Origin of the sequence: Rahnella inusitata, assembly GCF_018288855.1 — a bacterium.
In the GTDB taxonomy this organism is placed as follows: Bacteria; Pseudomonadota; Gammaproteobacteria; order Enterobacterales; family Enterobacteriaceae; genus Rahnella; species Rahnella inusitata.
This window is the reverse complement of sequence record NZ_CP065024.1, coordinates 575,047-601,437: the sequence shown is the minus strand read 5'-3', so window position 1 is coordinate 601,437 and position 26,391 is coordinate 575,047. Positions and strand designations below refer to the sequence as shown.

Sequence of the window (26,391 nt, the reverse complement as noted above, 5' to 3'; positions counted from 1 at the left end):
AGAAGAAGGAAATATCATGAAGATAAACTGTGCGTTTGTAGGATTCGGAAAAAGCGCGACACGCTACCATTTACCCTACGTTTTGCAGCGACGCGATACTTTTCAGGTTAAAACCATTTTCGATATCACTCGTCATCCGGACATTGAAAAAGAAGAGGCTTATCAGGGCATCCGCTTCACATCCGATCTGAACGATATTCTGCTCGACGACAGCATTACGCTGGTGACGCTGTGTACGCCGCCGCAAACCCATTTTGACTACGCCAAACTGTGCCTGGAGCACGGTAAAAATGTCATTGTCGAAAAGCCGTTTACACGGACGCTGGCAGAAGCGCAGTTGTTATTTTCGCTTGCGGCGGAAAAAGGACTGACAGTGACACCTTATCAGAACAGGCGTTTCGACAGCTGTTTTCTGGCCGTAGAAAAAGTCATCAGCAGTGGCGTGCTGGGTAACATTGTCGAGTTAGAAAGTCATTTCGATTATTTCCGTCCTGACGCGCCCGATGCACCGGCAGATTATACCCATGGTGCGTTTTACGGGCTCGGTGTTCATCTGGTCGATCAGGTCGTCAGCCTCTTCGGTCGGCCCGAATGCGTGCATTACGATATACGTTCAGTGCGTAATAAAAGTAACCCTGACGACACATTTGAACTGCAACTTTATTATGGCGATACAAAGGCCATTATTAAATGCAGCCATCTGGTGATGCAGCCTTATCCGAAATTCATCCTTCACGGGGAAAAAGGCTCATTTATTAAACAAAATATTGACCAGCAGGAAACGTGTCTGAAAGCCGGGAAATTACCGGGGACGTCAGACTTTGGTCAGGAAACGGAATACGGTGCGTTGAAATATCTGGATGCACAGGGGGAAGCCCTCACCGAACGTGTTGATGCGGGCAACGGGGATTATGGACGCGTTTACGATGCCGTGTATGCCACGTTATGTCAGGGGGCACCGCCGTATGTCTCTGTAGCGGATGTGATGACCACCATGGAAATTCTGCACCGTGCGTTTGAACAACCCACTCCGGCGCTTGTCAGACTCAGCTAAAACGCCTGCCGGCCGGGAGTTGAGGCTTCCGGTTGGCGGTGCGAATGTCTATACTGTTCGAAAATACACCACAACATGAAGAAGTTACCCCCATGGTCGCCCGTTATATTGATATTAAAAACAGCCTGAAACAGGCGATCCTCAATAAAGAATATCGGGTCGGGGACAAAATTCCTTCTGAGCGGGAACTGGCTGTGCGTTATGAAGTGACGCGCGTAACACTGCAAAAAGCCATGCATATGCTGGAGCAGGAAGGCTTTATTGAGCGCATTCATGGCAAAGGCATGTACGTCACCAAAGTTATTGAAGACAACGTTTATCTGCTCAATAACGGCACCAGCGATTCTATTCTCGGTTTTTCGCGCGAATTTAAAGATAACGTCAAAGTTTCCAGTCGCTTAATCAGCCTGAAGACCCTCAAAGCGGATGACTATATCGCCGGTCAGCTGGATATAGATGAAAATGACGACGTGCATTTTATCCGCCGCGTCAGACTGGTGGACAATATTCCGGTACTGGTCGAAGACTCCTATATTCCCTGCGCGGTCGTCGACATTATTCCCGAGTACATTTTACAGAATGCGTCTTTATATGAATTTATTGAGAATAAAGTCGGCCGGAAAATTAAATTCTACAACTCAGTGATCGAAGCCTCGCTGTTTGACGACACGCTTTCAGCACTGCTGGAGAGTGAATCCGGCCTGCCAATGCTGAAGGTGTCGGGGATCACCAAACTGGAAGACGGCAAAACCTTCAACTACTCAATCAGTTATAACCGCGCAGACAAATTCAAAATTAAGAACAGCTGGGTCGGTAAGTGAGATTGCATCTGCAACGTGAAGTATGAAGGATGTAAACAGTTTATACTGTCGGCATTACGCCAATCCGGAACAATAAAGTTATGCTGAGTTACCGCCACAGTTTTCACGCAGGCAACCATGCCGACGTACTGAAACACACCGTGCAGAGCCTGATCATCGAGTCTCTGAAAGAAAAAGATAAGCCCTTCCTTTATCTCGACACCCACGCGGGTGCCGGGCGTTACCAGCTGAGCGGCGAACACGCCGAACGCACGGGTGAATATCTGGAAGGTATCGCGCGCATCTGGCAGCGTGACGATATTCCTGAAGAACTGGCGGCTTATATGTCCGTCGTCGGCCACTTCAACCGCAACGAGAACCTGCGTTATTACCCTGGTTCGCCGCTGATTGCCCGTCAGCTGTTGCGAGAAGAAGACAAACTGCAACTGACCGAATTGCACCCGAGCGATTTCCCGCTGCTGCGCAGTGAATTCCAGAAAGATGACCGCACCCGTGTTTCGCGCGCCGATGGTTATCAGCAGCTGAAAGCTCAGTTGCCGCCACTGTCACGCCGTGGCTTTATCCTGATGGATCCGCCATACGAACTGAAAACCGATTATCAGGACGTGGTCAAAGGCATTCAGGAAGGCTACAAGCGTTTTGCCACTGGCACTTACGCGCTGTGGTATCCGGTGGTCATGCGTCAGCAGATCAAAAAAATGCTGCGCGATCTGGAAGCCACGGGCATTCGCCGTATCCTGCAAATCGAACTGGGCGTGCGCCCGGACAGCGATCAGCGCGGGATGACGGCCTCCGGCATGATTGTCATCAATCCGCCGTGGAAACTCGAGCAGCAGATGAAAAACGTCCTGCCGTGGTTGCTGAAAGTGCTGGTGCCCTCCGGTACAGGTCACACGACGGTCAAATGGGTCGTGCCTGAGTAATCCCACCTTCTGTTGTGCCGGAGCCTGTTTTCAAAGGCTCCGGCTATCAAACCTATCGCAATCATTGATCCAATCTTTTCCACAACCAGCTAAACTCTTGGGCAATTATTTAGATTAGCGACGCCGGTATGGCGTTCTTCATTTTTCACAATTCATGGAAAATCCGATGACCAAACATTATGACTATCTGGCAATTGGCGGCGGCAGCGGCGGTATCGCATCAATCAACCGTGCAGCCATGTATGGGAAAAAATGCGCGCTGATCGAAGCTAAAGAGCTGGGCGGCACATGCGTCAACGTGGGTTGTGTCCCGAAAAAAGTGATGTGGCACGCCGCGCAGATCGCCGAAGCTATCCGCAACTACGGCCCGGACTACGGTTTTGATACCACCGTTAACAGCTTCAACTGGAAAACGCTGGTCGCCAACCGTACCGCGTACATCGACCGTATCCACACCTCTTACGACAACGTGCTCGGCAAAAACAACGTTGATGTGATCAAAGGATTCGCGCGTTTCGTTGACGATCATACTGTTGAAGTGAACGGCGAGAAAATCACCGCAGATCACATCCTGATCGCCACCGGCGGTCGCCCGAGCCATCCCAATATTCCTGGTGCTGAATACGGCATCGACTCCGACGGTTTCTTCGATCTGACCGAAATGCCGAAACGCGTTGCTGTCGTAGGTGCAGGTTATATCGCGGTTGAAATCGCCGGTGTGATGAACGGTCTGGGGGCAGAAACTCACCTGTTCGTGCGTAAACATGCGCCGCTGCGTACCTTCGATCCGCTGATGGTCGATACGCTGGTGGAAGTCATGGAAGCCGAAGGCCCGGCACTGCATAAAGAATCCATTCCTAAAGAAGTGGTGAAAAATGCCGATGGCAGCCTGACACTGAAGCTGGAAAACGGCGAAGAATTTGAAGTCGACAGCCTGGTCTGGGCGATTGGCCGCGAACCGGAAACTGACAATTTCAATCTGAAAGCGACCGGCGTGAAAACCAACGAAAAAGGCTATATCGTCGTCGATAAATTCCAGAACACCAACGTAAAAGGCATTTACGCTGTGGGCGATAACACCGGTGCGGTCGAACTGACACCAGTGGCCGTTGCGGCGGGTCGTCGTCTTTCCGAACGCCTGTTCAACAACAAGCCGGATGAGCATCTGGATTACAGCAACATCGCCACCGTGGTCTTCAGCCACCCGCCAATCGGCACGGTCGGCCTGACAGAACCGCAGGCCATCGAGCAGTTCGGTGAAGACAACGTGAAAGTCTACAAATCGCAGTTTACCGCTATGTACACCGCCGTCACGCAGCACCGTCAGCCGTGCCGCATGAAACTGGTGTGCGTCGGTAAAGACGAGAAAATCGTTGGCATCCACGGCATCGGTTACGGCATGGACGAAATGTTGCAGGGCTTCGCGGTCGCACTGAAAATGGGCGCAACCAAAAAAGACTTCGACAACACCGTCGCGATCCATCCGACCGGCGCGGAAGAATTCGTTACCATGCGTTAATCGAGGAAAATCCTCCCTGCACCTTTGTAACGTTGAAAAACTGGCCGTAACAGGCCAGTTTTTTTATATCTGGCATCACTCCCTGACGATCGTCACCGCTACAGATCTAACGCGTTCTTCACCGCATCTGGCATCGAGGGACGCCCGTTAGTCAGGCAGGTGGCAACAAAAGTGGCGTCGGCGAAAACGATGCCTTCAACTTTGATCTGCTGAACGAAGTTAACGCGATTACGTTTTTCATTTCTCTCAAGTACGCATGTCACTTCAACCTGATCGCCTTTTTTCAGGCTTTTACGAAAGCGCATGGAGTACTCTAATACCATGTACAGGTTGCCCTGAGTAAATTCCGCTTCGATATCAATTCCCAGTGCTTCTCGCATGTAGGCGTGGCGCGCCCACTCCATGTAAAACGGATAGTACAAACCATCCACCACACCCTGAAAATCGATATGGGCCTCATCCACTTCATATTGTTTACTAAACATTTCTTCGCCTTATTCCCATAGTTGCGTAAATGGTTGCGTAACAAAGCATCAGATATACAGCAGTAATTTCATTAGGTAAAAACCAACATGTTTCAAGATGATACCAATCAGAAACTATTTGTTTTGGATACAAAAAGGCCCGGGATCGCATGATCTCAGGCCTGTTTGTTTTAATGCATCGTTATTTTACCGGTAATTCCAGCACATCTTTGGTGGTTATTATTTCAGCGAAAACATCCGCGACTCCTGCCAATGCAGCGCGTTGCAGCGTCGCGTGATCGACGATTTTATTATCCCACGTTGCCAGATCGCGGGTTGCCGTCGCATCCTCCGGGATGATCACTTCATAACCCAGTGGCACGGCGTCACGCGCGGTGGAAGACACACACATGTGCGTCATCAGGCCAGTGACGATGATTTTTTTGATGCCCAGCGCTTTGAGCTGTTTATCCAGATCGGTGCCGACGAACGAGCTTGGCGTTTCTTTGGTGATCACCCGATCGTTACCCGCTGGCTGCAAATCTTTATGGAATTCAGCGAATTTACTGCCCTGGGCAAACAGCGGACCGTTAGCCGGGCCGATGTGACGCACAAAGAACACCGGCATTTTATGCTGATGGGCAAATTTGACTAAACTTTGGGTATGGGTCAGCGCTTTCATGCCGTCGGGGATCGGCATTTTGCCGCTGAAATATTCATTCTGAAAATCGATCACAACCAGCGCTGTTTCATCCGCAACCAGGGACGTGGTCGCCTGCGCGCCGCTCATGGTGCGGATCGTCGGTGCCTGCTCTGCGGTCAGCGTTTTGGCAGCGAAAGCCATGCCGGAAGTCGCCATCGATAAAGCCAGTACGCTGTAAGCCATTAATTTTTTCATCAGTATTCATCCTGTTGTTAAGATTCGCCGGGAGACGTTTCCCCTTTGCGGTACGGGATGCATTGTGTAGATTTACACCGCTGCTCAACAGCCACGCAGGTGACGAAAAGCAGTCGTTTTAGGCCAAAACCACCATTAAGGAGCAATTATGTCGGTTATCAGGGTCGGTATTGTGGTGTTTGACCAGATCATTCCATTTCATCTTTCCGTCCCTTGTGCGGTGTTTGAAAAAGCCCTGAGCGCGGACGGCACGCCGCTCTACCAGTTGCAGGTCTGTTCGGCAGAACCCGGCCAGCTGAGAACCAATGCCGGGTTTTCAATTGTTGCTGAGCATTCTTTGGCCGTGCTGGAACGGGCAGATATGGTGATTGTGCCGAGCTGGAATGATCCGGATGTGCCGCCGCCTCGCCAGCTGACGGATGCCTTAATACAGGCACATCGCCGTGGCGCGAAGATTATCGGTCTGTGTATGGGCGCGTTTGTGTTGGCCGCTGCCGGATTGCTTAATGGCCGCCCGGCGACAACGCACTGGAACTGGATGGCAGACTTTTTGCGGCTCTACCCGTCGGTCTCCGTCGACCCTAACGTGCTTTACGTCGATGACGGCGATATCGTGACCTCCGCTGGCACCGCCGCCAGCATCGACTGTTGTCTGCATCTGGTGCGCCAGCAGTGTGGCGCAGAGACGGCGAACTCCGTGGCGCGGCAGCTGGTGGTTCCGCCGCACCGGCAAGGCGGGCAGGCGCAATTTATTGAACAGCCGGTTTATAACACCGTCAGCGGCGACCGGTTTATGCAGGCACTGAGCTGGGCGTCTGCGCATCTGCAAGAGGATCTGACCGTCGATGTCATGGCCGAAAAAGCCTGCATGAGTCGTCGCAGCTTCACCCGTCGCTTTCAGCAAACCACCGGCACAACCGTCACACAGTGGCTGCTGAATCAGCGTCTGGCCGTGGCGCAGCGTTTTCTCGAGAAAACCGATCAGCCTGTCGAACGCATCGCACAGGAATCCGGCTTCACCTCCGCCCTTTCCATGCGCAGGCACTTCCAGCAGCAGTTCAAAACCTCGCCGTCTTTATACCGCCGGGAATTCCGGCTAAATGTGGAGTAGCGGGTAAGAAAGACACCTCAATCCAATAAAATAATCTTCGGCGTGTCCGGCGCAAACAGCGGTTTACAGAGGATTTTGTAGCTGTCGCGGTCAAAATGTGGGACGGCAATATCAAACTCTTTTGCGGCTTCCAGCGTTTTTACCGTACCCAGATAGAACCAGTGATTGATGACGTGATAATCCGTCTGACCATTCGCTTCTTCGGCGATGGCAATGCGACCGGGATAGGGCCAGCTGCGGATTTTCAGGGCGCTGAGCGCATTCCTCAGACGTTCGTGATGCGCCTCCGGCGTTTCTTTTCCACAGCACACACCGGCGCATTTTCCGAGAGAAAACCGGAAACACGCGCGGTTTTTAGCCAGTTTTTCCAGCCCCAGCGCGCCATAACAAAGCTTCTCCTGATCGGCGATATCCCGGATTTTCTCCACCGCAGACATTTTTGTTTTGAACAGCCCAAACAGGTCTTCGCTGTGGGAGAAATCCACTTCATTGCTGAACACAATATTGGCGGTAAATCCCTGAAGCCGGATGGAGCAAAGTTTGCGGGCGGTACGCAGCCGTTTATTAAACAGCGGACGCCGCGATTTGATCAGATCCGATTCCAGCAGCAATGCGCCGACTTCACCGATAGTCTGGACATAATCGATGTCGCGCGTCATGTGCAGCAATTTTGCCTCTGCGGGATTGCGAAAATGCGACATCACGCGGCTGCGGATATTTACGCTTTTACCGATATACAGCGGAAAAGTCTGGTCATCACCATAGAAAATATACACACCACTGCTGCCAGGCAGGTTCTCTAAAGTATGACGAAGATGTTCAGGATACTGATAAAGCTCGGTAAAAAGCTCTTTCTCGGGATTCCACAAATTAGCTGACCTGCTGTTGCCTGATAAAAACGTATAAAAAATATTCGACAAATAATACTGTCTGTTTATACAGCTCGCAACCCTGCTGGATAAAAAAAGCACGCCCGGCGAAGGAAGTGCCATTTCTTTTGAGCACCGCCTGCGGTTATGTCACCGGCAGTTTATCCAGAATGGCCTGCGCGGTGTTCACATCCGTCACTAAGGAATTGATCATCCCCGAACGTACCGCGCCGATAATCCCCGCGGCTTTTTCTGGCGTGGCGGCGACGCCAATGGTCAGCGGCGTTTTACGCAACTGCTCGACGGAGGCGGCAATCATCCGCTCCTCGCCTTCCCAGTGCAGCAACTCGCCGGACTCGGTGAAGTAATGGCGCAGCACGTCGCCCGCCGCATCGCTCAGCGCCTGCTCGCCCGGCGTGGCGGTGGTGGATTCACTCGGTTTTGGCGTGTGCGTCAGACCGATGCCGACAATCGCCGCATCGAGGCGATCCCACAGCGAAATGATTTCCTGCACGCTGCGATCGGCGAGAAATGCATCGCGCAGCGGCGCTGAAGAAAGATAAGGCGCATGTAAGAAATACGGCGTGCCTTCCATCTGTTCCGCCGCCCGGCGCACAAACTCAGTGATCTGGAAATGGGGCGCAGACTGTTGCATCCCGCCGTTCAGCGCCACGGTCATGATGCCGGGCAATCGCGGCATACCGGCCAGCGTCACTTCGCGCACCGCCCTTCCCCAGCCAATGCCCAACACCGAACCCGACCCTAATCCCGCGTCCTGCAACAGTGAGGACAGCGGTGTCGCCAGCGCGCCCAGCACATTTCCCGGTGGCGCATCGACCACGTAAGCCTGCTTTAATCCGAGGCGTTTGACCAAATCTGACGTCATGTCTTCCGGCGAAGATAATCCCACCACTTCGATGCGCACAATGCCCGCCGCACGGGCCTTATTGAGCAATCTTGAGATGGTGGCCGTTGAGACATCCAGCTTGCGAGCAATCTCGACCTGAGACATATCAGACTCGTAATGCAGCTTCGCCACTAAATGCATCATGGCACGCGTTGCTGCAATATCTTGCAAAATTGGCTCTTTCAGCTTGAAATTCCTTTCAGTAATGAATTACACTCAAATCGTCGATTGAGGGATTATTGCGCAACACCTGTAAAAATGCAATGTGCCGGATCGGGCTTCAACCCTTGTAAACCGGCGTGTTACGCGATTTCTCACCCCTTTTTAGTCCGGGGTAAAGACAGAACGTCCAGTGTAATCGAGATTTTTTCATCTGTAATAAATTTCACGCAAAGGAGAGTTCCATGTCAAAAATGTCTACTTCAGAATTACGCAGCTATCAGCAGATTTGTGGCAAGAATGGCGCAATGCTGGTGATCGCCTGTGACCAGCGCGGTGCCATGCGCAGCCTGCTGGCCAGCGACCCTCAGCAACAATCGGCGATTTCAGAACATGAACTCGGCCTTATCAAAGCGGACATCACCCAATACCTCGCCAGCAAAGCTTCCTGTGTACTGGTTGATCCGGTGTGCGCCGTGCCACAACTGGTGGACGACGGCATTATCGCCCGCGACACCGCCCTGCTGATCGGCCTCGATGCGTCCGGCTGGGATAATTCGCCGGAAGGCTACCGTCTGTCGCGACTGGTCGCCAATGTGGATGCACGCCGTGTGCGCGAGTTGGGCGCCACCGGTGGGAAAATCATGGTGTATTTGCGCTCCGATCAGGAAGAAGCTAACCGCCACAACATTGAAATCCTGCGTCAGTGCATCGACGATTTTGCCCGCGAAGATTTGCTGCTGGTGGTGGAATTCCTGACCTACAAACTCGATAACGAAACCGAGGAAGAATATAAGGAAAAAGTCCCGTCGCTGATTTATGGTGGAACGAAGATTTGTCTGGAATGCGGCGCGAAAGTACTGAAGCTGCCTTATCCGGGCTCCAGACAGGCCTGTGCAGATATCACCACACTGGCGGGTGACGTACCCTGGGCGGTGTTGTCAGCGGGCGTTGATCACACAACCTTCCTCAAGCAAGTGGCGGACGCGATGAGCGAAGGGGCATCGGGCGTTATTGCCGGGCGTTCACTGTGGAAAGACTGCATTTCTCTCGACCGCAGCGCGACCAAATCCCGACTGGAATCACTTGCCGTGCCGCGTCTGAACGAGCTTCAGGCGGTGATCCAACAGTATTTCCGCGCCCCCGCGCACAACCAAACTGAACAGGTGGAACATGTCTGAAAACAGAAGCGCCTCACGAAATGGCTTTGCCGGAAAACGCGTTGTCCTGGTCAACGGGATCCCCGCATCGGGTAAAAGCCGGCTCGCCGTTGAGCTTTCTGAACACAGCGGCTGGCTGCAACTGTCGCTGGATGGCATCAAAAATCCGTTCCTTCAGCGACTGCAAAATGTCGATCGCCCGTTTAACCGCGTGCTGGGTCAGGCCAGCTATCAGGTGATTTGGGATATCGTCGCCAGTGCGCCACAGGGCAGCACCTTTATTGTCGATGCCTGGTTCGGTTTCCAGCCGAAAGACGTTTTGCAGGCATATCTGCAACAGGCGGGCGTGACGCAGGTGGTGGAAATCTGGTGCAAGATTGATGCACAACGCGTGGCTGACCGATTTTCTTCACGGCTTGGCGAACGGTTACCGGGGCATGTTGGGGCAGAATATATTCCCGAATTAAAAATTCTTGCAGGAAATGCGCAGCCCATGGCGCTGGGGCCGGTATATTCTCTCGATCAGAATAATGTCGATGAAAATAGACCTGTAGATATTGTTGTTATTCACGAATGGATAATGAATTCATTCCTTACACAAACCCAATAAAGTAAACAGGGGGATATTACGTTACTGAACAAAAAAAACAGACTGATGTGTGTTTTTTGGCTCAATCATTTATTACGACACATCGTTTTACATTCTTATCTTTGATAAATGAAAGTTTAATTAATAGCAAACAGGGTTGGACAGATCACAGTTTTTATTTAATTTAAATATCATACTGAGAAAAGACCCTATTCATGCGATGAGGTAATATGTTAAGCGACTGGATCAATGAAAGTAATATACAGATAATTCCTAAAACCGATGACTGGAAAAGTGCCGTGGCATTCGCGGTGCAGCCATTAATTGATTCCGGTGCGGCAGAAAGCCGTTATCTGCAGGCGATATATGATATGCATCGGGAAATCGGTCCTTATTATGTTTTGGGCGAAGGCATTGCAATGCCTCACGCCAGGCCGGAAGAAGGGGTTATCAGAACGGCCCTGTCGCTGGTGATTGTTTCTGAAGGTGTTGAGTTCGGCAGTGAAGATAACGATCCGGTTTACGTTATTTTCGCGCTGGCCGCTGTCGACAGCCATTCGCACATTGAAATGATCGCCAGTCTTTCTCATCTGTTCTGCGACGACGAGGCGGGGAAAAGATTAAAAGAGAGTAAAAACAAGCAGGAAGCCTTAGAGATCATCCGACAGTTTTAGACGTGAAGTGAAGAGATATGAACATAACTCGTGATTCATCACCTACAAAATGCGTAAGGAATTCTCATGAAAAGATTATCGATTTTAGCCGTCTGCGGCGCAGGTCTGGGCAGCAGCTTCGCCTGTGAAATGAGTATCGAAGCCGCGTTAAAAGATTTAGGCGTCGAAGCGGATTTATCACACTGTGATATTTCCAGCGCCACGTCCACCCGTGCCGATATTATTATGACCGGTGAAAATTTCCGCTCGCAGTTCCAGCATTACACCATCAACGCCAATATTATTTATCTCAAGCGACTGGTGGATAAAAATGAGATTAAAACCAAGCTGACGCCGGTACTTCAGGAAATGGGTCTTCTTACTGTCCAATAATAAAAACATTGCTTTCCAATAGAACAACTCTACATCTCTACTACAGGGGACGCTTATGTCTTTCCTTCACTTTATTGTTAATGATGTATTAGGCCAGGCATCAATATTAATATCGCTGATCGCGATGATCGGTTTGATCGCATTGAAAAAAAGCCCCGGACAAATTATCACCGGCACACTAAAAACATTGCTGGGATTTTTAGTCTTACTTTCCGGTGCAGGAATTATTGTGAATGCGCTGACCTTTCTGGGGGAGATATTCCAGAAAGGCTTTAATATGCGCGGCGTGGTGACTGACGTCGGGTCGATTGCCGGGATCGCACAACAAACGCTGGGGCGAGAAACCGCATTAATTATGGTGCTGGCGTTTATCGTCAATATTCTGATTGCCCGCCTGACGCGCTTTAAATATATCTTCCTGACCGGTCAGGCTTCCTTATGGATGGCGACCGTCTGTTCGGTCATCGGCTATATGGGCGGCCTGCGCGGTGCGGAGCTTATCATTACCGGCGGCGTGATAGCCGGTGTGATGGCGGTGGGTATGCCTGTTCTGGCGCAGCCGATTGTGCGCAAAATTACCGGTTCGGATGACTTTGCGCTCGGCCATTTCTGCACCATCGGCTATATCGTGCAGGCCGGGGTGGCGAAAGTCACCGGTGACGTCAGCAAAAGCACCGAAGACTTCGAGCTGCCGCAAGCCTTCTCATTCCTGCAGGACACCTATCTGTCGATGATGGTGGTGATGATCCCGATATATCTCATCCCCGCTATCGCCGCCGGTCCGGACGTGGTCGCGCCGTTCTCTAACGGCGTCAACTATCTGGTCTACGCCTTCCTGCAATCGATACAGTTTGTGGTGGGCGTGTATGTGCTGCTCTCCGGCGTCCGTCTGCTGCTGGCTGAAATCGTTCCGGCCTTCCGCGGGATCGCCCTGCGCATCGTTCCGAACGCGATTCCGGCGCTTGATTGCCCGGTGCTTTTCCCGTACGCCCCGAACGCAGTCATCATCGGTTTTATTTCCACCACTATCGGATCCGTCATCGGCATGTTCCTGTTCCCGAGCCTTGGGCTGGCGATGATTTTACCGGGCATGCTGACCAACTTCTTCGCAGGCGGCACGGCGGGGATCTTTGGTAACGCCGTGGGCGGACGTCGCGGCGCGATTATCGGGGGCATCTTCCACGGACTGTTTATCACCTTATTACCGGCGCTGTTGTTACCGCTGCTCGGCAAATTCGGGTTCTCGAACGTGACGTTCAGTGACTCGGACGTCATCAGCGTCGGGCTGGTGTTCGGCCATATTCTCAACTTCTTCCACTAAGCGACCCTGAGGATTTTCAGAGATGGATATACGCATTGAGCAAATTTTAGCGCAGCAGCTGCCACCGCAGGAATCGGCCAAAGCGCTCAACGAGCTGGGAAAGCAATATCAGGAACAACAGGAACTGGATGCCGCCATCGCCTGCTGGGAACAAAGCATGGCCTGTTACGGCAAGCCGGGCTTTGCGCAGGCGCAGCTGATGAAAGCGTACAACGCGCGGCGACGTGAGTGCTCACAAGCCGGTGACGGCAAAGGGCTGGAAACCTTTTCCCAGAAGATTGATGCGCTGATGCAGCAAAGTAAGGATGCGATCCGCTACGGATTCTGAGCGGACGGAGAAACGAAAAAAGCCAGAACATGATGTTCTGGCTTTTGCTTTTTAAAGATATTGATAATCTTAAGGATTCAGCGATTTTGTCCGCTGTGCAAAACTCTTACGCAATTTCTGCAATTTAGGTGGGATCACCGCCATGCAGTAACGGTTTTGCTGGCCCGCTCCATCCCAGTAATTCTGGTGATAGCCTTCGGCCACATACACTTCGCCCAGCGGTTCGATGCTGGTCACAATCGGCTGACTGTGATCCGGCTGCGCGCGCAAAATGGCGGCTTCCGCTTCGGCCTTTTGCACGTCATCGACCGGGAAAATCACCGAGCGATATTGCGTGCCGACGTCGTTGCCCTGGCGGTTAAGCTGGGTCGGATCGTGCGTGACAAAGTGGATATCCAGCAGATCACCGTAGCTCAGTTTTTCCGGGTCAAAACCCACACGAATGGCTTCCGCATGGCCGGTGGCACCGCTGCAAACCTGCTCATAGGTCGGGTTGGGCCGCGCACCGCCGGTATAGACACTTTCTACTGACTCTACGCCGATGACGTCTTTGAATACCGCTTCCGTACACCAGAAGCAGCCGCCGCCGAAAATAGCGTATTCGATTGTCATAAAGACTCCTTCACGTTGAGTACAAGGTAAATATGAGGGCATAAATATAAGGATAAAGGTATCACAACAAAATAAAGCCCACTGGTATTTATCAGGAAGGTCAAAGCGTCTTTATGGATAAAGTCATTTACCTTGTAAATAATAGTGGTATTGCGTCTGATTGATCTGCTTATTTATTCGTGGCAGTATCATTGCGATTGAAATACATGGAATTCCCACATGAAAGACGTTATTGAAGGTTTCCTCAGATTCCAAAAAGAAGCGTTCCCCCAACGCTCTAAGCTCTTCAAAAAGCTCGCATTAAATCAAAATCCTAAAACACTTTTTATTTCGTGTTCAGACAGCAGGCTGGTACCCGAATTAGTTACCCAACGTGAACCGGGTGAACTGTTCGTTATCCGAAATGCCGGTAATATCGTGCCGCCATTTGGACCTGAACCTGGCGGCGTTTCCGCGACCGTCGAATATGCCGTTAAGGCACTGGGCATAAAGGATATTGTCATCTGCGGACATTCCAACTGCGGGGCAATGAGCGCAATCGCCAACTGCACCTGTCTGGATCACATGCCTGCGGTCGCCCACTGGCTGCGTTATTCGGATGCGGCAAAAGCCATCAACGAAGCCACTGAACATGAAACACCGGAAGCCCGCGTAAACGGGATGGTGCATCAGAATGTGGTAGCACAGCTCGGTAATCTGCGCACGCACCCTTGTGTGGCGGTCGCTTTAGCCAAAGGCGAAATTACCCTGCACGGCTGGGTTTATGATATTGAATCCGGCTCTATTGAAGCCTATGACGGCAAGACTTTCATCTCGCTCTCCGATAACCCGGAAGTCACCGCCTCATAATACCTCCCAGCCGGGGGCCAAATAGCCCCCGGCAGACCGCCCGACCCTGCCCACTTTCTCACCGGAAAAGCTCATGCCGATAACCGCGTTAAACCGTCTGGCCGATTTGCCCGCCGCACAGTGGGACGCGCTGGTGCCTGCGCAACAACCGTTTCTCAGCCACGCGTTTTTATCCACACTGGAAGAGAGCGGCAGCCTCGGGCCGAATTCAGGCTGGAGGTCCGAACATCTGCTTTGGCAGGAAAACGGTGAAATCCGCGCCGCCATTCCGGGTTACCGCAAGCGTCATTCGTACGGCGAATATGTGTTTGATCAGGGCTGGGCAGATGCGTGTCAGCGTTCGGGCATTGCCTATTATCCGAAATGGCTGGGCGCGGTGCCGTTTAGTCCGGTGACCGGCGCACGTTTGCTCGGCGATGAAACAGCGGCCATCCGTCTTTTACAGGCATTGCCGGAATATCTGGTGGAAAACGGCCTGACCGGCGCACACATCAATTTCACCGACACCCGCGCCAACCGGCTGCTCGGCGAAGAACCCCTGTGGCAGCACCGGCTCGGCTGTCAGTATCACTGGCAAAACCGCGGCTACCGCGATTTTCAGGATTACCTCGACGCCCTGACCTCACGTAAACGAAAGCAGTTTCGCAAAGAGCGCGAACAGGTCGCGGCGCAGGGCATCGAATTTGTCTGGCTCAAAGGGGCCGAAGTGACCGAGGCGCAGTGGGATTTTGTCTACCGCTGCTACAGCAACACCTACGCGGTGCGCGGTCAGGCGCCGTATCTGACCCGTGATTTTTTCAGCCTGCTGGCGCAGCGGATGCCAGAGGCGATCCGTCTGGTCGTCGCGCAGCAAAATGGCCGTGACGTGGCGATGGCGTTCAGTCTGATCAGCGGCGATACGTTTTACGGACGTTACTGGGGATGCCTCGCCGAGTTCGACCGGCTGCATTTCGAGACCTGCTTTTATCAGGGAATGGAATACGCGATTGCCAGCGGGCTGGCACGGTTTGACGCGGGTGCTCAGGGCGAACACAAATTACTGCGCGGCTTTGAGCCGGTGATCACCGACTCGTGGCACTATCTACGGCATCCGGGTCTGCGCGATGCCGTAGAAGATTTCTTAGTAGAAGAGCGTGCCGGCGTGCAGCGCTGGGCGGATGAAGCCCGTGAGATGCTGCCTTACCGGCACAGCGCCGAACCTTAATCCATCCCGACAAATCCACCGGTCTGATGCTGCCATAAACGGGCGTAAAGCCCGCCGTGCGCCAGCAGTTCGGCGTGATTGCCCATCTCGACAATCTGCCCTTTCTCCAGCACCACCAGACGATCCATTTTGGCAATCGTCGATAAGCGGTGCGCGATGGCGATCACCGTTTTGCCGCCCATCAGCGTCTCCAGACTTTCCTGAATTGCTGCTTCCACTTCGGAATCCAGCGCCGACGTGGCTTCATCCATGATCAGAATCGGTGCGTTTTTCAGTAACACGCGCGCAATCGCGATACGCTGACGCTGCCCGCCGGAGAGTTTCACACCGCGCTCACCGACATGCGCATCCAGCCCGGTTCTGCCCTGTGAATCATACAGTTGCGGAATAAACTCATCAGCACGCGCCTGGCGGACCGCCAGCAACAGCTCCTCTTCCGTCGCACCCGGTCGGCCATAAAGCAGGTTATCGCGAATGGAACGATGCAGCAGCGAGGTATCCTGCGTGATCATCCCGATCTGCGCGCGCAGACTTTCCTGCGTGACGTCGGCGATGTTCTGCTCATCAATCAGAATGCGGCCACCGTCGATGTCATACAGGCGCAGCAGCAGGTTCACCAGCGTCGATTTCCCCGCGCCGGAAGGCCCGATCAGGCCGATCTTCTCGCCGGGGCGGATCGCCAGATCCAGATTCTGGATCACCCGCGCGCCCTTCCCGTAGTTAAAGTTAATATGATCGAAGTGGATCGCCCCGTGATCGACCTTCAGCGCTTTCGCCTGCGGTTTATCCGTGACGGTCAGTGGCTGCGCGATGGTGTGCAAGCCATCCTGAACCGTACCGATATTTTCGAAAATCCCGTTCACCACCCACATGATCCAGCCGGACATATTCACAATGCGGATGACCAGCCCGGTTGCCAGCGCAATCGCCCCGACGGAGATGAGAGATTGCGTCCATAACCACAGCGCGAGCCCCGTACTGGCGACAATCAGCAAACCATTCAGTGTGGTAATGGCGAACGCCATACCGGTGAGTAAACGACCCGCCAGTTGCGTTTTGTAAGTCTGTTCGGTGATCGCATCACGGGCATACTGCTGCTCCAGATCGCTGTGGGCGAACAGTTTGAGCGTCGCGATATTGGTATAGCCATCGACGATGCAGCCCATCAGTTTCGAGCGCGCCTCGGAGGATTCCACCGAACGCTGCTTCACGCGCGGCACGAAGAACCACAGGCAAATGGCGTAGCAGAAAATCCAGATAATCAGCGGGATCATCAGCCGCCAGTCGGCTTCGGCGAACAGGAACAGCGCACTCGCGGCGTAAATCACCACGTGCCAGATGGCATCGACCATCTGCACCGCCGAATCCCGCAGCGAGCTGCCGGTCTGCATAATGCGTTGGGCAATACGCCCGGCAAAATCACTCTGGAAAAAGTTCAGGCTCTGCTTAAGCACATATTTGTGGTTTTGCCAGCGCACCATGCTGGTCATGCCCGGCGTCAAAGTCTGATGCACCAGCAAATCGTTCAGCCCGAAAAACACGGGCCGCAGGATCATCGCGACCGCCGCCATCCAGAGGAGTTCCCCCATATGCTCAGAGAAGAAACTGCCCGGCGGCGTGTCTTTGGTGAGATCGATGATCTGGCTGAGATAGCTAAACAGCGACACTTCAATCAGCGACGCCACCAGCCCGACCACCAGCAGCACGGCAAAACTCGGCCAGACCTGACGCAGATAATAGAGATAGAAAGGAAAGACTTTGCCTGGCGGCTCCCCGCCCGGCGCCTCACGGAAGATGTCGATCATTCGCTCGAAACGGCGAAACAGCATGGTGATCCCCTTTTTAATTGTCCCTAAAAAATACCGGCGCTGATATTTTCCAGCGCCGTAAAGGGGAAAGCTTAGTGCAAATCACACGCAGTGCCGCCGGTTATTTCTTCAGCACCGCATCTTTTTGCAACAGCGACAGCACGAACGCCAGCACCATCACACCGGCGGAAATCTGATACACCGAGTGCAGCGCTGAGGCGAATGCCTGTAAATAATCATCGCGGATGGCCGCCGGTAATTGCTGCACCGCCTGCGCACCCAGTGAGTGCGGGAGCTGCGTGCCTTCGGGGATCAGCTTCTCCAGCTGCGTGCGTAAACCGTGGGTGAACAGTGCGCCAAACGCCGCCACGCCGATAGAACCGCCGATAGAACGGAACAGCGTCACGCTGGATGTCGCCACGCCCAGTTGTTTCATCGACACCGAGTTTTGCACCGCCAGCACCAGCACCTGCATCACCATACCCAGACCGAAGCCAAGGACGCCGATATACAAATATAGCTGCGGCAGCGTGGTGCTCAGTTTGAGATTGCCGAGCATCAGCATGCCGATAAAACTCAGCAGGGTGCCGAAAATCGGGAACATCCGGTAGCGACCAATGCGACTGATAATGCGCCCACTGACAATCGAACTGACCAGCAGCGCGCCCATCAGCGGCAGCAGCTGCATCCCGGCCTGGGACGGCGACGAGCCTTTTACCACCTGCAAATAAAGCGGCAGGAAGGTCATCGAGCCCATCAGCGACATCCCGATGATAAAGCTGATGGCGCAACTCAGCAGGAATGTGCGGTCGCGGAACAGCCCGAGCGGAATGATCGGCTCCGCCGCCAGCGTCTCTTCATAAATGAAACCACCGAGGGTCACCAGGCCAAACGCCAGAATGCACCACAGCTGCGGATCCGACCACTGATAGACCGTGCCACCTTCGCTGGTAAACAGAATGATGCTGGTCAGCGCCGCCGCCAGATAGGCCGCGCCAAGGAAGTCGATTTCGTGGCGAATACGCGCGGTTTGGGATTTAAGCGCGACACCGATCACCAGCAGCGCAAAAATACCCAGCGGCAGGTTAATGTAGAAAATCCAGCGCCACGACATATGCTCCACCAGAAAACCACCGATCAGCGGGCCGATGACCGTCGCCAGCCCGAACACCCCGCCGAACAGCCCCTGATATTTTCCGCGCTCAGCCGGCGGGATCACATCACCCACCGCGGCCATGGTGACCACCATCAGCCCGCCGCCGCCCAGCCCCTGCAATGCACGCATGAGGATCAACTGGGTCATGTTCTGCGCCAGCCCGCAGAGAACCGAGCCGAGCAGGAACACCACAATCGCCGTTTGCAGCACAATTTTGCGGCCCAGCAAATCACCGAACTTACCGTACAGCGGCACCACGATGGTCGACGCCAGCAGATACGACGTCACCACCCACGAAAGCTGATCCAGGCCGCCCAGCTCACCGACGATGGTCGGTAATGCCGTTGAGACAATGGTCTGGTCGAGCGCGGCCAGCAGCATCACCAGTAACAGCGCGGAGAACAGAAGCTTGATCGAAGGCTTCGCTTGCGTCACTTCGCTCTGCGCCGAGTTCATAGTTGTCATGAATGCAATCCTGACTTGTAATTAATTAACTGTATAATTAATATTGACGCATCACTTTCATCCGGTCAATGGATCACCCCGCTCATGACAGACAGAAAAATCTCAGAAAAAGCGACGACAGCACAAAAGGTTCAAAAAGAAGGCGTAACACCCCCACGCCGTCCGGGTCGCCCGAGCGGGGTTAAAAAAGGCGTGGATAAGCGTGAACTGCTGCTGGATGCCGCCCTGAAACTCTTTGCCCAGTCCGGCATCGCCGAAACACCGCTGAGCATGATCGCCAAAGAGGCGGGTGTGACCACCGCGATGCTGCATTACTATTTCAATACCCGCGAGCAGCTACTGGACGTCCTCATCGATGAGCGTTTTCAGCCGGTGCGCGCCGGTTTCAGCGATATCTTTGATATCCACGCCGACGATCCGCTGATGGCGATCACCTCAATGGCGCAGTGCATGATCGATGCGGCAGTAAAATATCCCTGGGTCGCCCCGCTGTGGGTGCGCGAAGTGATCAGCGAAAGCGGCATGTTAAAAAAGCGGATGGAAGAACGTAATGGCGATAAGAATCGCAAAATCGTGCACGACTGTATCACCCGCTGGCAAGCCGAAGGCCGCCTGAATCCGGAACTCGATCCGGCGCTGCTGTTCATCACCCTGTTCGGCCTGACGCTGTTCCCGCTCGCCTCGATGAAAATGCGCCAGGGCGCCGCCTCACCGATTTCCCCCGAAGCACTGCGTAAACACGTTTCAGTGTTGCTCTTTCATGGGGTGGCGCCGCAGAAGCTATGATTAGCGTTAATTAATTTTATTAAATTGTTAGTCCTTCAATGAATAAGAGATCAAACATAAGCTCTTAAATCTGGTTTTATTTCCCTACATTATTTTAAAGAAGGCAATTAATCTAATCCTGAGACGCAGCAATATGCGAAATTGAGAACGGATATTCTCTCAAGGCTGTAGCAAGGAGTTGCTGTTTATGGACTGGCATTAACGTTGTACCAGGAAAGAACCCTCCTTTATTTGAATATGTTGCCCTTGAAAAACTATGTGATACATATCCCCCTTCCTTAGAATTTAATGAAGTTGAACTAAACTTAAGTTGTGCAAATGAATCATTTATTTTTATTAATGAAAATCCGTAACAATAAAGTTCAGGAAGTTTATTTTTACGCATGACAGCAGTATGATGTGTCATACCGACTGCTCTGTTGGCCAACCAATTTCCTTCCTTGTAGGTTTTGAAAGGTGTCATCATTCCCCTGCTCTCTCCCGGCGCACCTGAAGCATAACGATTCATTCCATTGCTAGAAAAGTTGTTTATAACATCATCATCGAGTCTGTCACCCCTTTCCTCAAATATATTTACTGGGGAAATGTAAATCCCTGTTGGTTTAGTGCAAAAAACACCAATAAACCATTGGCCTGACTTAGCCAATTTAAAATCCTCGAAATCAATTTCATTATACATATAGTTCATTTATATATTCCATAAAATACATTAACTAAGATTATAAAGACCAGCTCCAATATAACAAAACTCACAATAAATTAGAGATTTTTTAAATAAAACACATGATTTATTATTTAAGGAAAAGTAACTCATGACAGATTAAATTTGGCCTCATGTTCATCTAAAGGTACTTCCCGATGGCCTCAAGGAAAAGATAGCGTTGAACCGCAGAAGCCTTAGATTTGAACTTTATCCGCTCCGAGAATCAGCGCACATCTCGCTTAAATACCGCATTTTTGTATCGAAAAATACTGCGCAGACTCGACTATTATCATTGGCTAGCCGTCATCATCAATACATAGGGAATGCCTTAAGAATGAAGGGAATGCCGCCGCTGATCCTCGCGCTGCTCGCCAGTTCGTTAGTACTTACTATCGGGCGTGGCGTCACACTGCCGTTTATCACGATTTACCTGACCGAGCACTACCATCTGCTGCCGAAAAGCGTCGGGATTATCCTCGGTGCCAGCCTGGCAATCGGTATTCTCAGCGGCCTGTACGCCGGTTATCTGGTGGATAAATTTAATCACCGCACCCTCATCACCGTATCCATCAGCTCTTTCGGCCTGAGTTTTTTACTGCTGCCGGTGCTGCCGAACGTCACCGGCGTTCTGCTGGTGCTGGCACTGCTTAACGCCTCTTATGCGCTGCTAAGTATTACGCTTAAAGCCTGTATCGCCAGCTGGCTGCCGATCGAGAAACGGGTAAAGGCATTTTCGATGAACTACACGCTGGTAAACGTCGGCTGGGCGGTAGGCTCTTCTCTTGGCGTATGGCTGGCGGGGTTTAGCCCGATGCTGCCATTTGTGATTTCCGGCGTACTGGCCCTCGGGACGGTAATTTCTCTCGGCTGGGGGTTACGCAATATTCCTCACAAGCCGCCGCAGACCGGGCAGGAACAAAAACCACTGCCAAAACCCAATCTGCGCCAGACACTGGGCATTCTCGCCCGCGATCGCCGCCTGATTTACTTCACGCTGGGCAGCACGCTCGGCTCAGTCGTCTTCGGCCAGTTTGCCGGATATCTCTCGCAATATCTGATACTGGTGTCGAATGCGGAGTTTGCCTATAAAATCATTGGCGCGGTGATGATCACCAACGCCGTGATTGTTATCGCCTTCCAGTACGTTTTAAGCAGCCGGATGAAGCAGCAAACGCTGCTGAAATGGCTGTTTCTCGGCACGGTATTCTTTATCGTCGGGCTGATCGGATTTATGACCGCCGGAGAGTCGGTACTGTTCTGGATGATTGCGATGGCGATTTTCAGCTTCGGCGAACTTATCGTCATTCCGGTGGAATATATGTTTATCGACTTTATTGCCCCGGAAAACATGAAAGGCAGCTACTACGGCATGCAAAACCTGAGCAATCTTGGCGGCGCAATCAACCCGGTCATGTGCGGCTTCCTGCTCAGCTACACCGCACCGGCGGTGATGTTTATCGCACTGATCGCCGCTTCGGTGACCGGGCTGGTGTTCTTCTGGATGGGGCACAGGCTGGCGGCGCAAGGCTCCCATTAAACTCCAGCGAGCTACTTTGTTAGTGATACGCCATGAGCCATTTTTAGCGCAGGGGCGATTCTCTGCTCCGCCTGGTGAAGAACGAGACGGCGCAGAGAATCTACTTCCGGATTCATAACGGTTATCCAACTGCGCGCCTGAAATTTACGACTCATATTTCTTCTGAGTTAAAAAACCTAAATAAAGTGCCTGAATAAAGGAAAACTCACGCTATTAACTTTAAATTGATTAATATGTGAAATATTAATTAATTGCATCTCATCTATTCGTCTGATCAATTTTATTTCCATCATTGCATAGATCTTTCTATTATCTATAATGCATATCGGCTTTTTAATTTTCATCACTTAAATGAACGTCATCAAGACGCCAGATGATATGAGCGAGACCGTCTTGAGGCGAGATAACCCACTATTTTTCAGTGTATCATCAATAATACTCACCTGTAAAAACAGTCAGTTAAACAACGAATAATGTGTTTACAAGCCAGAGGGCAATATGAAAAGGAATTTCCCATTAAATCAAGATCGATACTTGGAAAATTTAACCAACGAAAGCCATTTACAAAATGGGGTTTGTTTTGCGATGACTCAGGACTGGCTAATGAACGAAATGTCAGCAACCAGAAAAGACAAGCAATATTATAAAGAGGTTCATCGTTTCTTTTCCCGTCAACGGGCATACTGTGAATTTACCTGGCTCACGCTGGGACAAATGTTGGTATTAAAAAGCGATCGTTATAAATCAACAGATGAAAAGTTACTTCGGTGCTATGAAGGTCAAAGAATTCATCAAGATAATAAGAATGGGTTCTATTTTGTAGCCGTCGTAAATGATGTGGATTTTTTCCACTGTATTGGCGTATCTGTTAATCAGAAAACTTATCGAGTATTTGATGCTAACTATGGCGAGTTTGAATGCTTTAGTCACAATGAAGAAGAATCTAAGTTAAAACTTCGGAGTTGGATAATGGAAAAATATTATTCTCGCAAAAATGCCCCTTACCTGACAATTGCCCGCTTATCGCCTAAATAAACGAAGAGAATGAAGAGCTTAAAAACGGCGGGTATCCTACCCACACCCGCCGTTCATCATTCTTTTCCGTTATTCTTCGAGCCCCCTGTTCTTCAGCATCGGCTCAATTGACGGTGCTTTACCGCGCCAGGTTTCGTACAGTTTTTCGAGATCTTCGCTGTTACCGCGCGAAAGGATTTGATCGCGGAATTTCTGTCCATTTTCTCGCGTCAGCCCGCCCTGCTCGGTGATACCCGCAAAGGCGTCGTCGGCCAGCATTTCGGTCCACAGGTAGGCGTAATAACCGGCGGCGTAGCCGTTGCCCCAGATGTGCTGGAAGTAGCTGGAACGGTAACGCGGCGGGACGTAAGCCAGATTCACGTTGTCCTTCGCCAGCGATTCGGCTTCGAACTTATCGACATCCTGCTGCGGATCGCTCGCGCTCAGGCTGTGCCAGTGCATATCGAGCAGCGCAGCGGCCAGCAACTCGGTCATGTCATAACCTTTGTTAAACTTATTGGCCTTCTCGATTTTGTCCTGCAATGCCTGCGGCATCACTTCACCGGTCTGATAATGTTTGGCGAAGTGAGTAAACACTTTCGGGTCACTCGCCCAGTGCTCGTTGAACTGTGACGGGAATTCGACAAAATCACGCGGCGTCGCGGTGCCGGAAAGGCTCGGGTATTGTTGATCGGCGAACAGCCCGTGCAGGGTGTGGCCGAACTCATGGAACATCGTGATCACGTCATCCCACGACAGCAAAGCCGGTTGCCCCGCAGCCGGTTTCTGGAAGTTCGCAACGTTGTAAATCACCGGTTTTGTGCCCAGCAGTTTGGACTGATCGACGTAGTTGCTCATCCACGCGCCACCGCCTTTATTGTCGCGCTGGAAGTAATCGGCGTAGAACAGCGCCATTGATTTGCCGTCTTTGTCGAACACTTCAAAAACACGTACGTCGGGGTTATACACCGGCAGGTCTTTACGCTCTTTAAAGGTGACGCCGTACAACAGGTTCGCCGCGTAGAAAACGCCATTTTCCAGCACATTATTCAGCTCAAAATAGGGTTTGATCTGCGCGTCGTCGAGGTCATATTTTTCTTTGCGTACCTGCTGCGCATAAAACTGCCAGTCCCACGCCGCGACCTTAAAATCGCCGTGCTGTTTATCGATCTGAGACTGAATATCTTTTGCCTCACGCTCTGCCCGGGCAGTCGCTGCCGGAACAATTTTGTGCATGAAATCCAGCGCGGCCTGTGGCGTTTTCGCCATCTGGTCTTCCAGCTTCCACGCGGCATAGCTCGGAAAACCAAGCACTTTGGCCTGTTCGGCGCGGACTTTGGCCAGTTTCGCGATCAGTTCGCGGGTGTCATTGGCATCGCCTTTCTCTGCGCGATTGATTGAGGCTTCGTACAGTGCTTTGCGCGTTTCGCGGTTTTCCAGCGACTGCAACAACGGCTGCTGCGTGGTATTTTGCAGTACCAGCAGCCAGGCGTTATCCAGCTTGCGGTCTTTGGCAGCCTGCGCGGCGGCGGAAAGCTCGGCATCACTCAGCCCGGCCAGTTGCGCTTTGTCTTTCACCGTCAGACCGCCCGCTTTGGTGGCGGCCAACAGTTTGTTGGTGAACTGAGTGCTGAGCGTGGCCGCCTGCTGATTAAGGGCTTTGAGTTTATCTTTATCCGCATCGGACAGATTCGCGCCTGACAGCTCAAAATCCTTATACGTCACCTCGATCAGGCGCTGGGATTCGGCATCGAGTTTTAGCGACGCGCGCTGGTCATAGACCGCTTTCAGCCGCGCAAATAATTTGCTGTTGAGATGAATAGTGTCATCCATCGCGGCAAGCTTCGGCGACATGTCTTCATCTATTTTTTGCAGCGTATCGTCAGTATTCGCCCCGGTCATCGCGCCAAAGACGTTCTGGACGCGCTGCAACATCACGCCGGATTTTTCCAGTGCGACATACGTATTCTCAAAGGTCGGCGAAGAAGTGTCATCGGCAATTTTATCCACTTCAGCCAGTTTCTGACGGATGCCTTCAAGCAGCGCAGGTTCGTAATCACTGTCTTTATAGAGATTAAATTGCGGAGCCTGATACTCGAGCGGGCTGGCTTTTAAAAAAGGATTATCGGCGTTGATCGCGTGATTCATGACGTGCTCCTGCGTGGCGGGCGGCGCGGATTCTGCCGCCATTGCGTACTGGCTGAACGCCAGACTGGTTGCCATAAAGAGGATGGACAGACGCATTTCAGTCTTCCTTAGCTGATTGAAAGATGGACTCCGTTAAGCCTTTGAGAATAGACGCCTGCCAGCCGATCGGCAAAACGAATACTTAAGTAAATCGTGTTATTACGAGGCAGGTTCCATATTTTCGATCTGTATTTTCTGTCAGGATAAGCCCCTTCGCGGCGGGAAAAATGACAGAGAACGAGATGATCAAAGACCAGACTTTCAGCGACCAGCGGTTTAGCCAGAAGCAGCTGACGGGCGAAATATTTCATGATTGCCGGTTCCTGCGCTGCCGTTTCGACAGCAGTGATCTGTCTGAAGTCGCCTTCGTGAACTGTATTTTTTACGATGATGAAACGCAGGCAGGTTGCTCTTTTCAGCATGCGCAGCTGAAAGACGCCAGTTTCAAAAACTGCGATTTAACCATGGCCGACTTCAAAAATATTCAGGCGCTGGGTCTGGAAATCCGCGAATGCAAAGCCACCGGCGCAGATTTCAGCGGTGCCAGCTTTATGAATATGATCACCTCGCGCACCTGGTTTTGCAGCGCGTTCATGACCAAAAATAACTTCAGCTACACGAACTTCAGCAAAGTCATTCTGGAGAAATGTGAACTGTGGGAAAACCGCTGGACCGGTGCGAATGTGCAAGGCGCGAACCTCAGCGGCTCCGATCTTTCCGGCGGCGAATTCACCGAGTTTGACTGGAACAATGTGAACATCACCCATTGTGACCTGACGAATTCCGATCTTGGCGAACTGAACCTGCGCAAGGTCGATCTCGACGGCGTGAAAATCGATGACTGGCAGCAAAGTCATTTGCTGGAGAAATTAGGCGTGATTGTGATTCATTCGAAGTAAGG

Annotated in this window: 26 protein-coding genes; 17 read left to right on the top strand and 9 right to left on the bottom strand. The window is 52.0% G+C overall.

Going from position 1 to position 26,391, the window contains the following annotated elements; all coding sequences use genetic code 11:
* Positions 1-16 precede the first annotated feature (16 nt).
* The 4 genes from I2123_RS02745 (at position 17) to gorA (ending at position 4,317) form a co-directional block, all read left to right on the top strand.
* Positions 17-1,054, top strand: coding sequence for an oxidoreductase (locus I2123_RS02745; protein WP_213051758.1), 1,038 nt, complete (start codon positions 17-19; stop codon positions 1,052-1,054).
* 44 nt (positions 1,055-1,098) lie between these two features.
* Entirely contained in the window at positions 1,099-1,875 is a 777-nt protein-coding gene (locus I2123_RS02740) for a GntR family transcriptional regulator (protein WP_244207772.1), read from the top strand.
* Positions 1,876-1,955: 80 nt separating this feature from the next.
* Positions 1,956-2,798 (top strand): 23S rRNA (adenine(2030)-N(6))-methyltransferase RlmJ, encoded by an 843-nt coding sequence (locus tag I2123_RS02735; protein ID WP_112167494.1) that lies wholly within the window; start codon positions 1,956-1,958, stop codon positions 2,796-2,798.
* Between the two features lie 166 nt (positions 2,799-2,964).
* Positions 2,965-4,317, top strand: a complete 1,353-nt coding sequence (gorA, locus tag I2123_RS02730) for a glutathione-disulfide reductase (protein WP_112167493.1) — start codon at positions 2,965-2,967, stop codon at positions 4,315-4,317.
* 98 nt (positions 4,318-4,415) lie between these two features.
* On the opposite strand, the gene I2123_RS02725 is transcribed toward gorA, so the two are convergent.
* Both I2123_RS02725 and I2123_RS02720 read right to left on the bottom strand, forming a co-directional pair.
* Positions 4,416-4,802 carry an acyl-CoA thioesterase gene (locus I2123_RS02725; RefSeq protein ID WP_112167492.1) on the bottom strand — a complete coding sequence of 129 codons (387 nt, stop codon included), beginning with the start codon at positions 4,800-4,802 and terminating at the stop codon, positions 4,416-4,418.
* A 181-nt stretch (positions 4,803-4,983) separates the two neighbouring features.
* On the bottom strand, positions 4,984-5,679 hold the full coding sequence (locus I2123_RS02720) for a cysteine hydrolase family protein (protein ID WP_213051757.1): 696 nt from the start codon (positions 5,677-5,679) through the stop codon (positions 4,984-4,986).
* 148 nt (positions 5,680-5,827) lie between these two features.
* Between I2123_RS02720 and I2123_RS02715 the strand changes: the two genes are divergently transcribed.
* Entirely contained in the window at positions 5,828-6,790 is a 963-nt protein-coding gene (locus tag I2123_RS02715) for a GlxA family transcriptional regulator (protein WP_112167490.1), read from the top strand.
* A 17-nt stretch (positions 6,791-6,807) separates the two neighbouring features.
* On the opposite strand, the gene cho is transcribed toward I2123_RS02715, so the two are convergent.
* The gene (gene cho / locus I2123_RS02710) at positions 6,808-7,659 is read right to left on the bottom strand and encodes an excinuclease Cho (RefSeq protein WP_112167489.1); all 852 of its coding nucleotides are present in this window, start codon (positions 7,657-7,659) and stop codon (positions 6,808-6,810) included.
* Between the two features lie 145 nt (positions 7,660-7,804).
* Positions 7,805-8,737 carry a sugar-binding transcriptional regulator gene (locus I2123_RS02705; RefSeq protein ID WP_213051756.1) on the bottom strand — a complete coding sequence of 311 codons (933 nt, stop codon included), beginning with the start codon at positions 8,735-8,737 and terminating at the stop codon, positions 7,805-7,807.
* Positions 8,738-8,970: 233 nt separating this feature from the next.
* Here I2123_RS02705 and I2123_RS02700 point away from each other — a divergent pair, with 233 nt between their 5' ends.
* From I2123_RS02700 to I2123_RS02675, 6 genes are all read left to right on the top strand, one after another.
* Complete coding sequence (locus I2123_RS02700) at positions 8,971-9,906, top strand: tagatose-bisphosphate aldolase (protein WP_112167487.1); 936 nt, start codon at positions 8,971-8,973, stop codon at positions 9,904-9,906.
* Positions 9,899-10,495 (top strand): P-loop nucleotide/nucleoside kinase family protein, encoded by a 597-nt coding sequence (locus I2123_RS02695; RefSeq protein ID WP_213051755.1) that lies wholly within the window; start codon positions 9,899-9,901, stop codon positions 10,493-10,495. The genes I2123_RS02700 and I2123_RS02695 overlap by 8 nt, the downstream gene beginning before the upstream one ends.
* 209 nt (positions 10,496-10,704) lie before the next feature.
* Complete coding sequence (locus I2123_RS02690) at positions 10,705-11,148, top strand: PTS sugar transporter subunit IIA (RefSeq protein WP_112167485.1); 444 nt, start codon at positions 10,705-10,707, stop codon at positions 11,146-11,148.
* Between the two features lie 66 nt (positions 11,149-11,214).
* Complete coding sequence (locus tag I2123_RS02685; protein ID WP_213051754.1) at positions 11,215-11,520, top strand: PTS sugar transporter subunit IIB; 306 nt, start codon at positions 11,215-11,217, stop codon at positions 11,518-11,520.
* Between the two features lie 55 nt (positions 11,521-11,575).
* Entirely contained in the window at positions 11,576-12,841 is a 1,266-nt protein-coding gene (locus I2123_RS02680; protein ID WP_112167483.1) for a PTS sugar transporter subunit IIC, read from the top strand.
* Between the two features lie 22 nt (positions 12,842-12,863).
* Positions 12,864-13,169 (top strand): hypothetical protein, encoded by a 306-nt coding sequence (locus I2123_RS02675; RefSeq protein WP_213051753.1) that lies wholly within the window; start codon positions 12,864-12,866, stop codon positions 13,167-13,169.
* Positions 13,170-13,238: 69 nt separating this feature from the next.
* Here the strand turns inward: I2123_RS02675 and msrA are convergent, their stop codons facing one another.
* Complete coding sequence (gene msrA / locus I2123_RS02670) at positions 13,239-13,781, bottom strand: peptide-methionine (S)-S-oxide reductase MsrA (RefSeq protein WP_112167481.1); 543 nt, start codon at positions 13,779-13,781, stop codon at positions 13,239-13,241.
* Positions 13,782-14,000: 219 nt separating this feature from the next.
* Between msrA and I2123_RS02665 the strand changes: the two genes are divergently transcribed.
* Both I2123_RS02665 and I2123_RS02660 read left to right on the top strand, forming a co-directional pair.
* Entirely contained in the window at positions 14,001-14,630 is a 630-nt protein-coding gene (locus I2123_RS02665) for a carbonic anhydrase (protein WP_112167480.1), read from the top strand.
* 73 nt (positions 14,631-14,703) lie between these two features.
* Entirely contained in the window at positions 14,704-15,834 is a 1,131-nt protein-coding gene (locus tag I2123_RS02660) for a GNAT family N-acetyltransferase (protein ID WP_213051752.1), read from the top strand.
* On the opposite strand, the gene I2123_RS02655 is transcribed toward I2123_RS02660, so the two are convergent.
* Complete coding sequence (locus I2123_RS02655; protein ID WP_112167478.1) at positions 15,831-17,663, bottom strand: ABC transporter ATP-binding protein; 1,833 nt, start codon at positions 17,661-17,663, stop codon at positions 15,831-15,833. The genes I2123_RS02660 and I2123_RS02655 overlap by 4 nt on opposite strands.
* A 100-nt stretch (positions 17,664-17,763) precedes the next feature.
* Positions 17,764-19,263 carry an MDR family MFS transporter gene (locus I2123_RS02650; RefSeq protein ID WP_112167477.1) on the bottom strand — a complete coding sequence of 500 codons (1,500 nt, stop codon included), beginning with the start codon at positions 19,261-19,263 and terminating at the stop codon, positions 17,764-17,766.
* A gap of 84 nt (positions 19,264-19,347) precedes the next feature.
* On the opposite strand from I2123_RS02650, the gene I2123_RS02645 reads away from it, so the two are divergent.
* Positions 19,348-20,049, top strand: coding sequence for a TetR/AcrR family transcriptional regulator (locus tag I2123_RS02645; RefSeq protein ID WP_213051751.1), 702 nt, complete (start codon positions 19,348-19,350; stop codon positions 20,047-20,049).
* A gap of 112 nt (positions 20,050-20,161) precedes the next feature.
* Here the strand turns inward: I2123_RS02645 and I2123_RS02640 are convergent, their stop codons facing one another.
* A complete protein-coding gene (locus I2123_RS02640) occupies positions 20,162-20,737 on the bottom strand; it encodes a hypothetical protein (RefSeq protein ID WP_213051750.1) in 576 nt (191 codons plus the stop codon).
* 349 nt (positions 20,738-21,086) lie between these two features.
* Here I2123_RS02640 and I2123_RS02635 point away from each other — a divergent pair, with 349 nt between their 5' ends.
* Together I2123_RS02635 and I2123_RS02630 are read left to right on the top strand one after the other, a co-directional pair.
* Positions 21,087-22,289 (top strand): MFS transporter, encoded by a 1,203-nt coding sequence (locus I2123_RS02635; protein WP_213051749.1) that lies wholly within the window; start codon positions 21,087-21,089, stop codon positions 22,287-22,289.
* A gap of 498 nt (positions 22,290-22,787) precedes the next feature.
* Positions 22,788-23,324: a hypothetical protein gene (locus I2123_RS02630; RefSeq protein ID WP_112167473.1), complete on the top strand. Its 537-nt coding sequence runs from the start codon at positions 22,788-22,790 to the stop codon at positions 23,322-23,324.
* A gap of 69 nt (positions 23,325-23,393) precedes the next feature.
* Here the strand turns inward: I2123_RS02630 and dcp are convergent, their stop codons facing one another.
* Positions 23,394-25,547: a peptidyl-dipeptidase Dcp gene (gene dcp, locus I2123_RS02625; protein WP_213051748.1), complete on the bottom strand. Its 2,154-nt coding sequence runs from the start codon at positions 25,545-25,547 to the stop codon at positions 23,394-23,396.
* Positions 25,548-25,732: 185 nt separating this feature from the next.
* Here dcp and I2123_RS02620 point away from each other — a divergent pair, with 185 nt between their 5' ends.
* Entirely contained in the window at positions 25,733-26,389 is a 657-nt protein-coding gene (locus I2123_RS02620) for a Qnr family pentapeptide repeat protein (RefSeq protein ID WP_112167471.1), read from the top strand.
* The last annotated feature ends 2 nt before the right edge of the window (positions 26,390-26,391 follow it).

Coding starts and splice junctions, on each gene's coding strand:
- I2123_RS02745 (WP_213051758.1), top strand. CDS start 17: ATGAAGATAAACTGTGCGTTTGTAGGATTCGGAAAAAGCGCGACACGC.
- I2123_RS02740 (WP_244207772.1), top strand. CDS start 1,099: ATGTCTATACTGTTCGAAAATACACCACAACATGAAGAAGTTACCCCC.
- I2123_RS02735 (WP_112167494.1), top strand. CDS start 1,956: ATGCTGAGTTACCGCCACAGTTTTCACGCAGGCAACCATGCCGACGTA.
- gorA (WP_112167493.1), top strand. CDS start 2,965: ATGACCAAACATTATGACTATCTGGCAATTGGCGGCGGCAGCGGCGGT.
- I2123_RS02725 (WP_112167492.1), bottom strand. CDS start 4,802: ATGTTTAGTAAACAATATGAAGTGGATGAGGCCCATATCGATTTTCAG.
- I2123_RS02720 (WP_213051757.1), bottom strand. CDS start 5,679: ATGAAAAAATTAATGGCTTACAGCGTACTGGCTTTATCGATGGCGACT.
- I2123_RS02715 (WP_112167490.1), top strand. CDS start 5,828: ATGTCGGTTATCAGGGTCGGTATTGTGGTGTTTGACCAGATCATTCCA.
- I2123_RS02700 (WP_112167487.1), top strand. CDS start 8,971: ATGTCAAAAATGTCTACTTCAGAATTACGCAGCTATCAGCAGATTTGT.
- I2123_RS02695 (WP_213051755.1), top strand. CDS start 9,899: ATGTCTGAAAACAGAAGCGCCTCACGAAATGGCTTTGCCGGAAAACGC.
- I2123_RS02690 (WP_112167485.1), top strand. CDS start 10,705: ATGTTAAGCGACTGGATCAATGAAAGTAATATACAGATAATTCCTAAA.
- I2123_RS02685 (WP_213051754.1), top strand. CDS start 11,215: ATGAAAAGATTATCGATTTTAGCCGTCTGCGGCGCAGGTCTGGGCAGC.
- I2123_RS02680 (WP_112167483.1), top strand. CDS start 11,576: ATGTCTTTCCTTCACTTTATTGTTAATGATGTATTAGGCCAGGCATCA.
- I2123_RS02675 (WP_213051753.1), top strand. CDS start 12,864: ATGGATATACGCATTGAGCAAATTTTAGCGCAGCAGCTGCCACCGCAG.
- msrA (WP_112167481.1), bottom strand. CDS start 13,781: ATGACAATCGAATACGCTATTTTCGGCGGCGGCTGCTTCTGGTGTACG.
- I2123_RS02665 (WP_112167480.1), top strand. CDS start 14,001: ATGAAAGACGTTATTGAAGGTTTCCTCAGATTCCAAAAAGAAGCGTTC.
- I2123_RS02660 (WP_213051752.1), top strand. CDS start 14,704: ATGCCGATAACCGCGTTAAACCGTCTGGCCGATTTGCCCGCCGCACAG.
- I2123_RS02655 (WP_112167478.1), bottom strand. CDS start 17,663: ATGCTGTTTCGCCGTTTCGAGCGAATGATCGACATCTTCCGTGAGGCG.
- I2123_RS02650 (WP_112167477.1), bottom strand. CDS start 19,263: ATGACAACTATGAACTCGGCGCAGAGCGAAGTGACGCAAGCGAAGCCT.
- I2123_RS02645 (WP_213051751.1), top strand. CDS start 19,348: ATGACAGACAGAAAAATCTCAGAAAAAGCGACGACAGCACAAAAGGTT.
- I2123_RS02640 (WP_213051750.1), bottom strand. CDS start 20,737: ATGAACTATATGTATAATGAAATTGATTTCGAGGATTTTAAATTGGCT.
- I2123_RS02635 (WP_213051749.1), top strand. CDS start 21,087: ATGAAGGGAATGCCGCCGCTGATCCTCGCGCTGCTCGCCAGTTCGTTA.
- I2123_RS02630 (WP_112167473.1), top strand. CDS start 22,788: ATGAAAAGGAATTTCCCATTAAATCAAGATCGATACTTGGAAAATTTA.
- dcp (WP_213051748.1), bottom strand. CDS start 25,547: ATGCGTCTGTCCATCCTCTTTATGGCAACCAGTCTGGCGTTCAGCCAG.
- I2123_RS02620 (WP_112167471.1), top strand. CDS start 25,733: ATGATCAAAGACCAGACTTTCAGCGACCAGCGGTTTAGCCAGAAGCAG.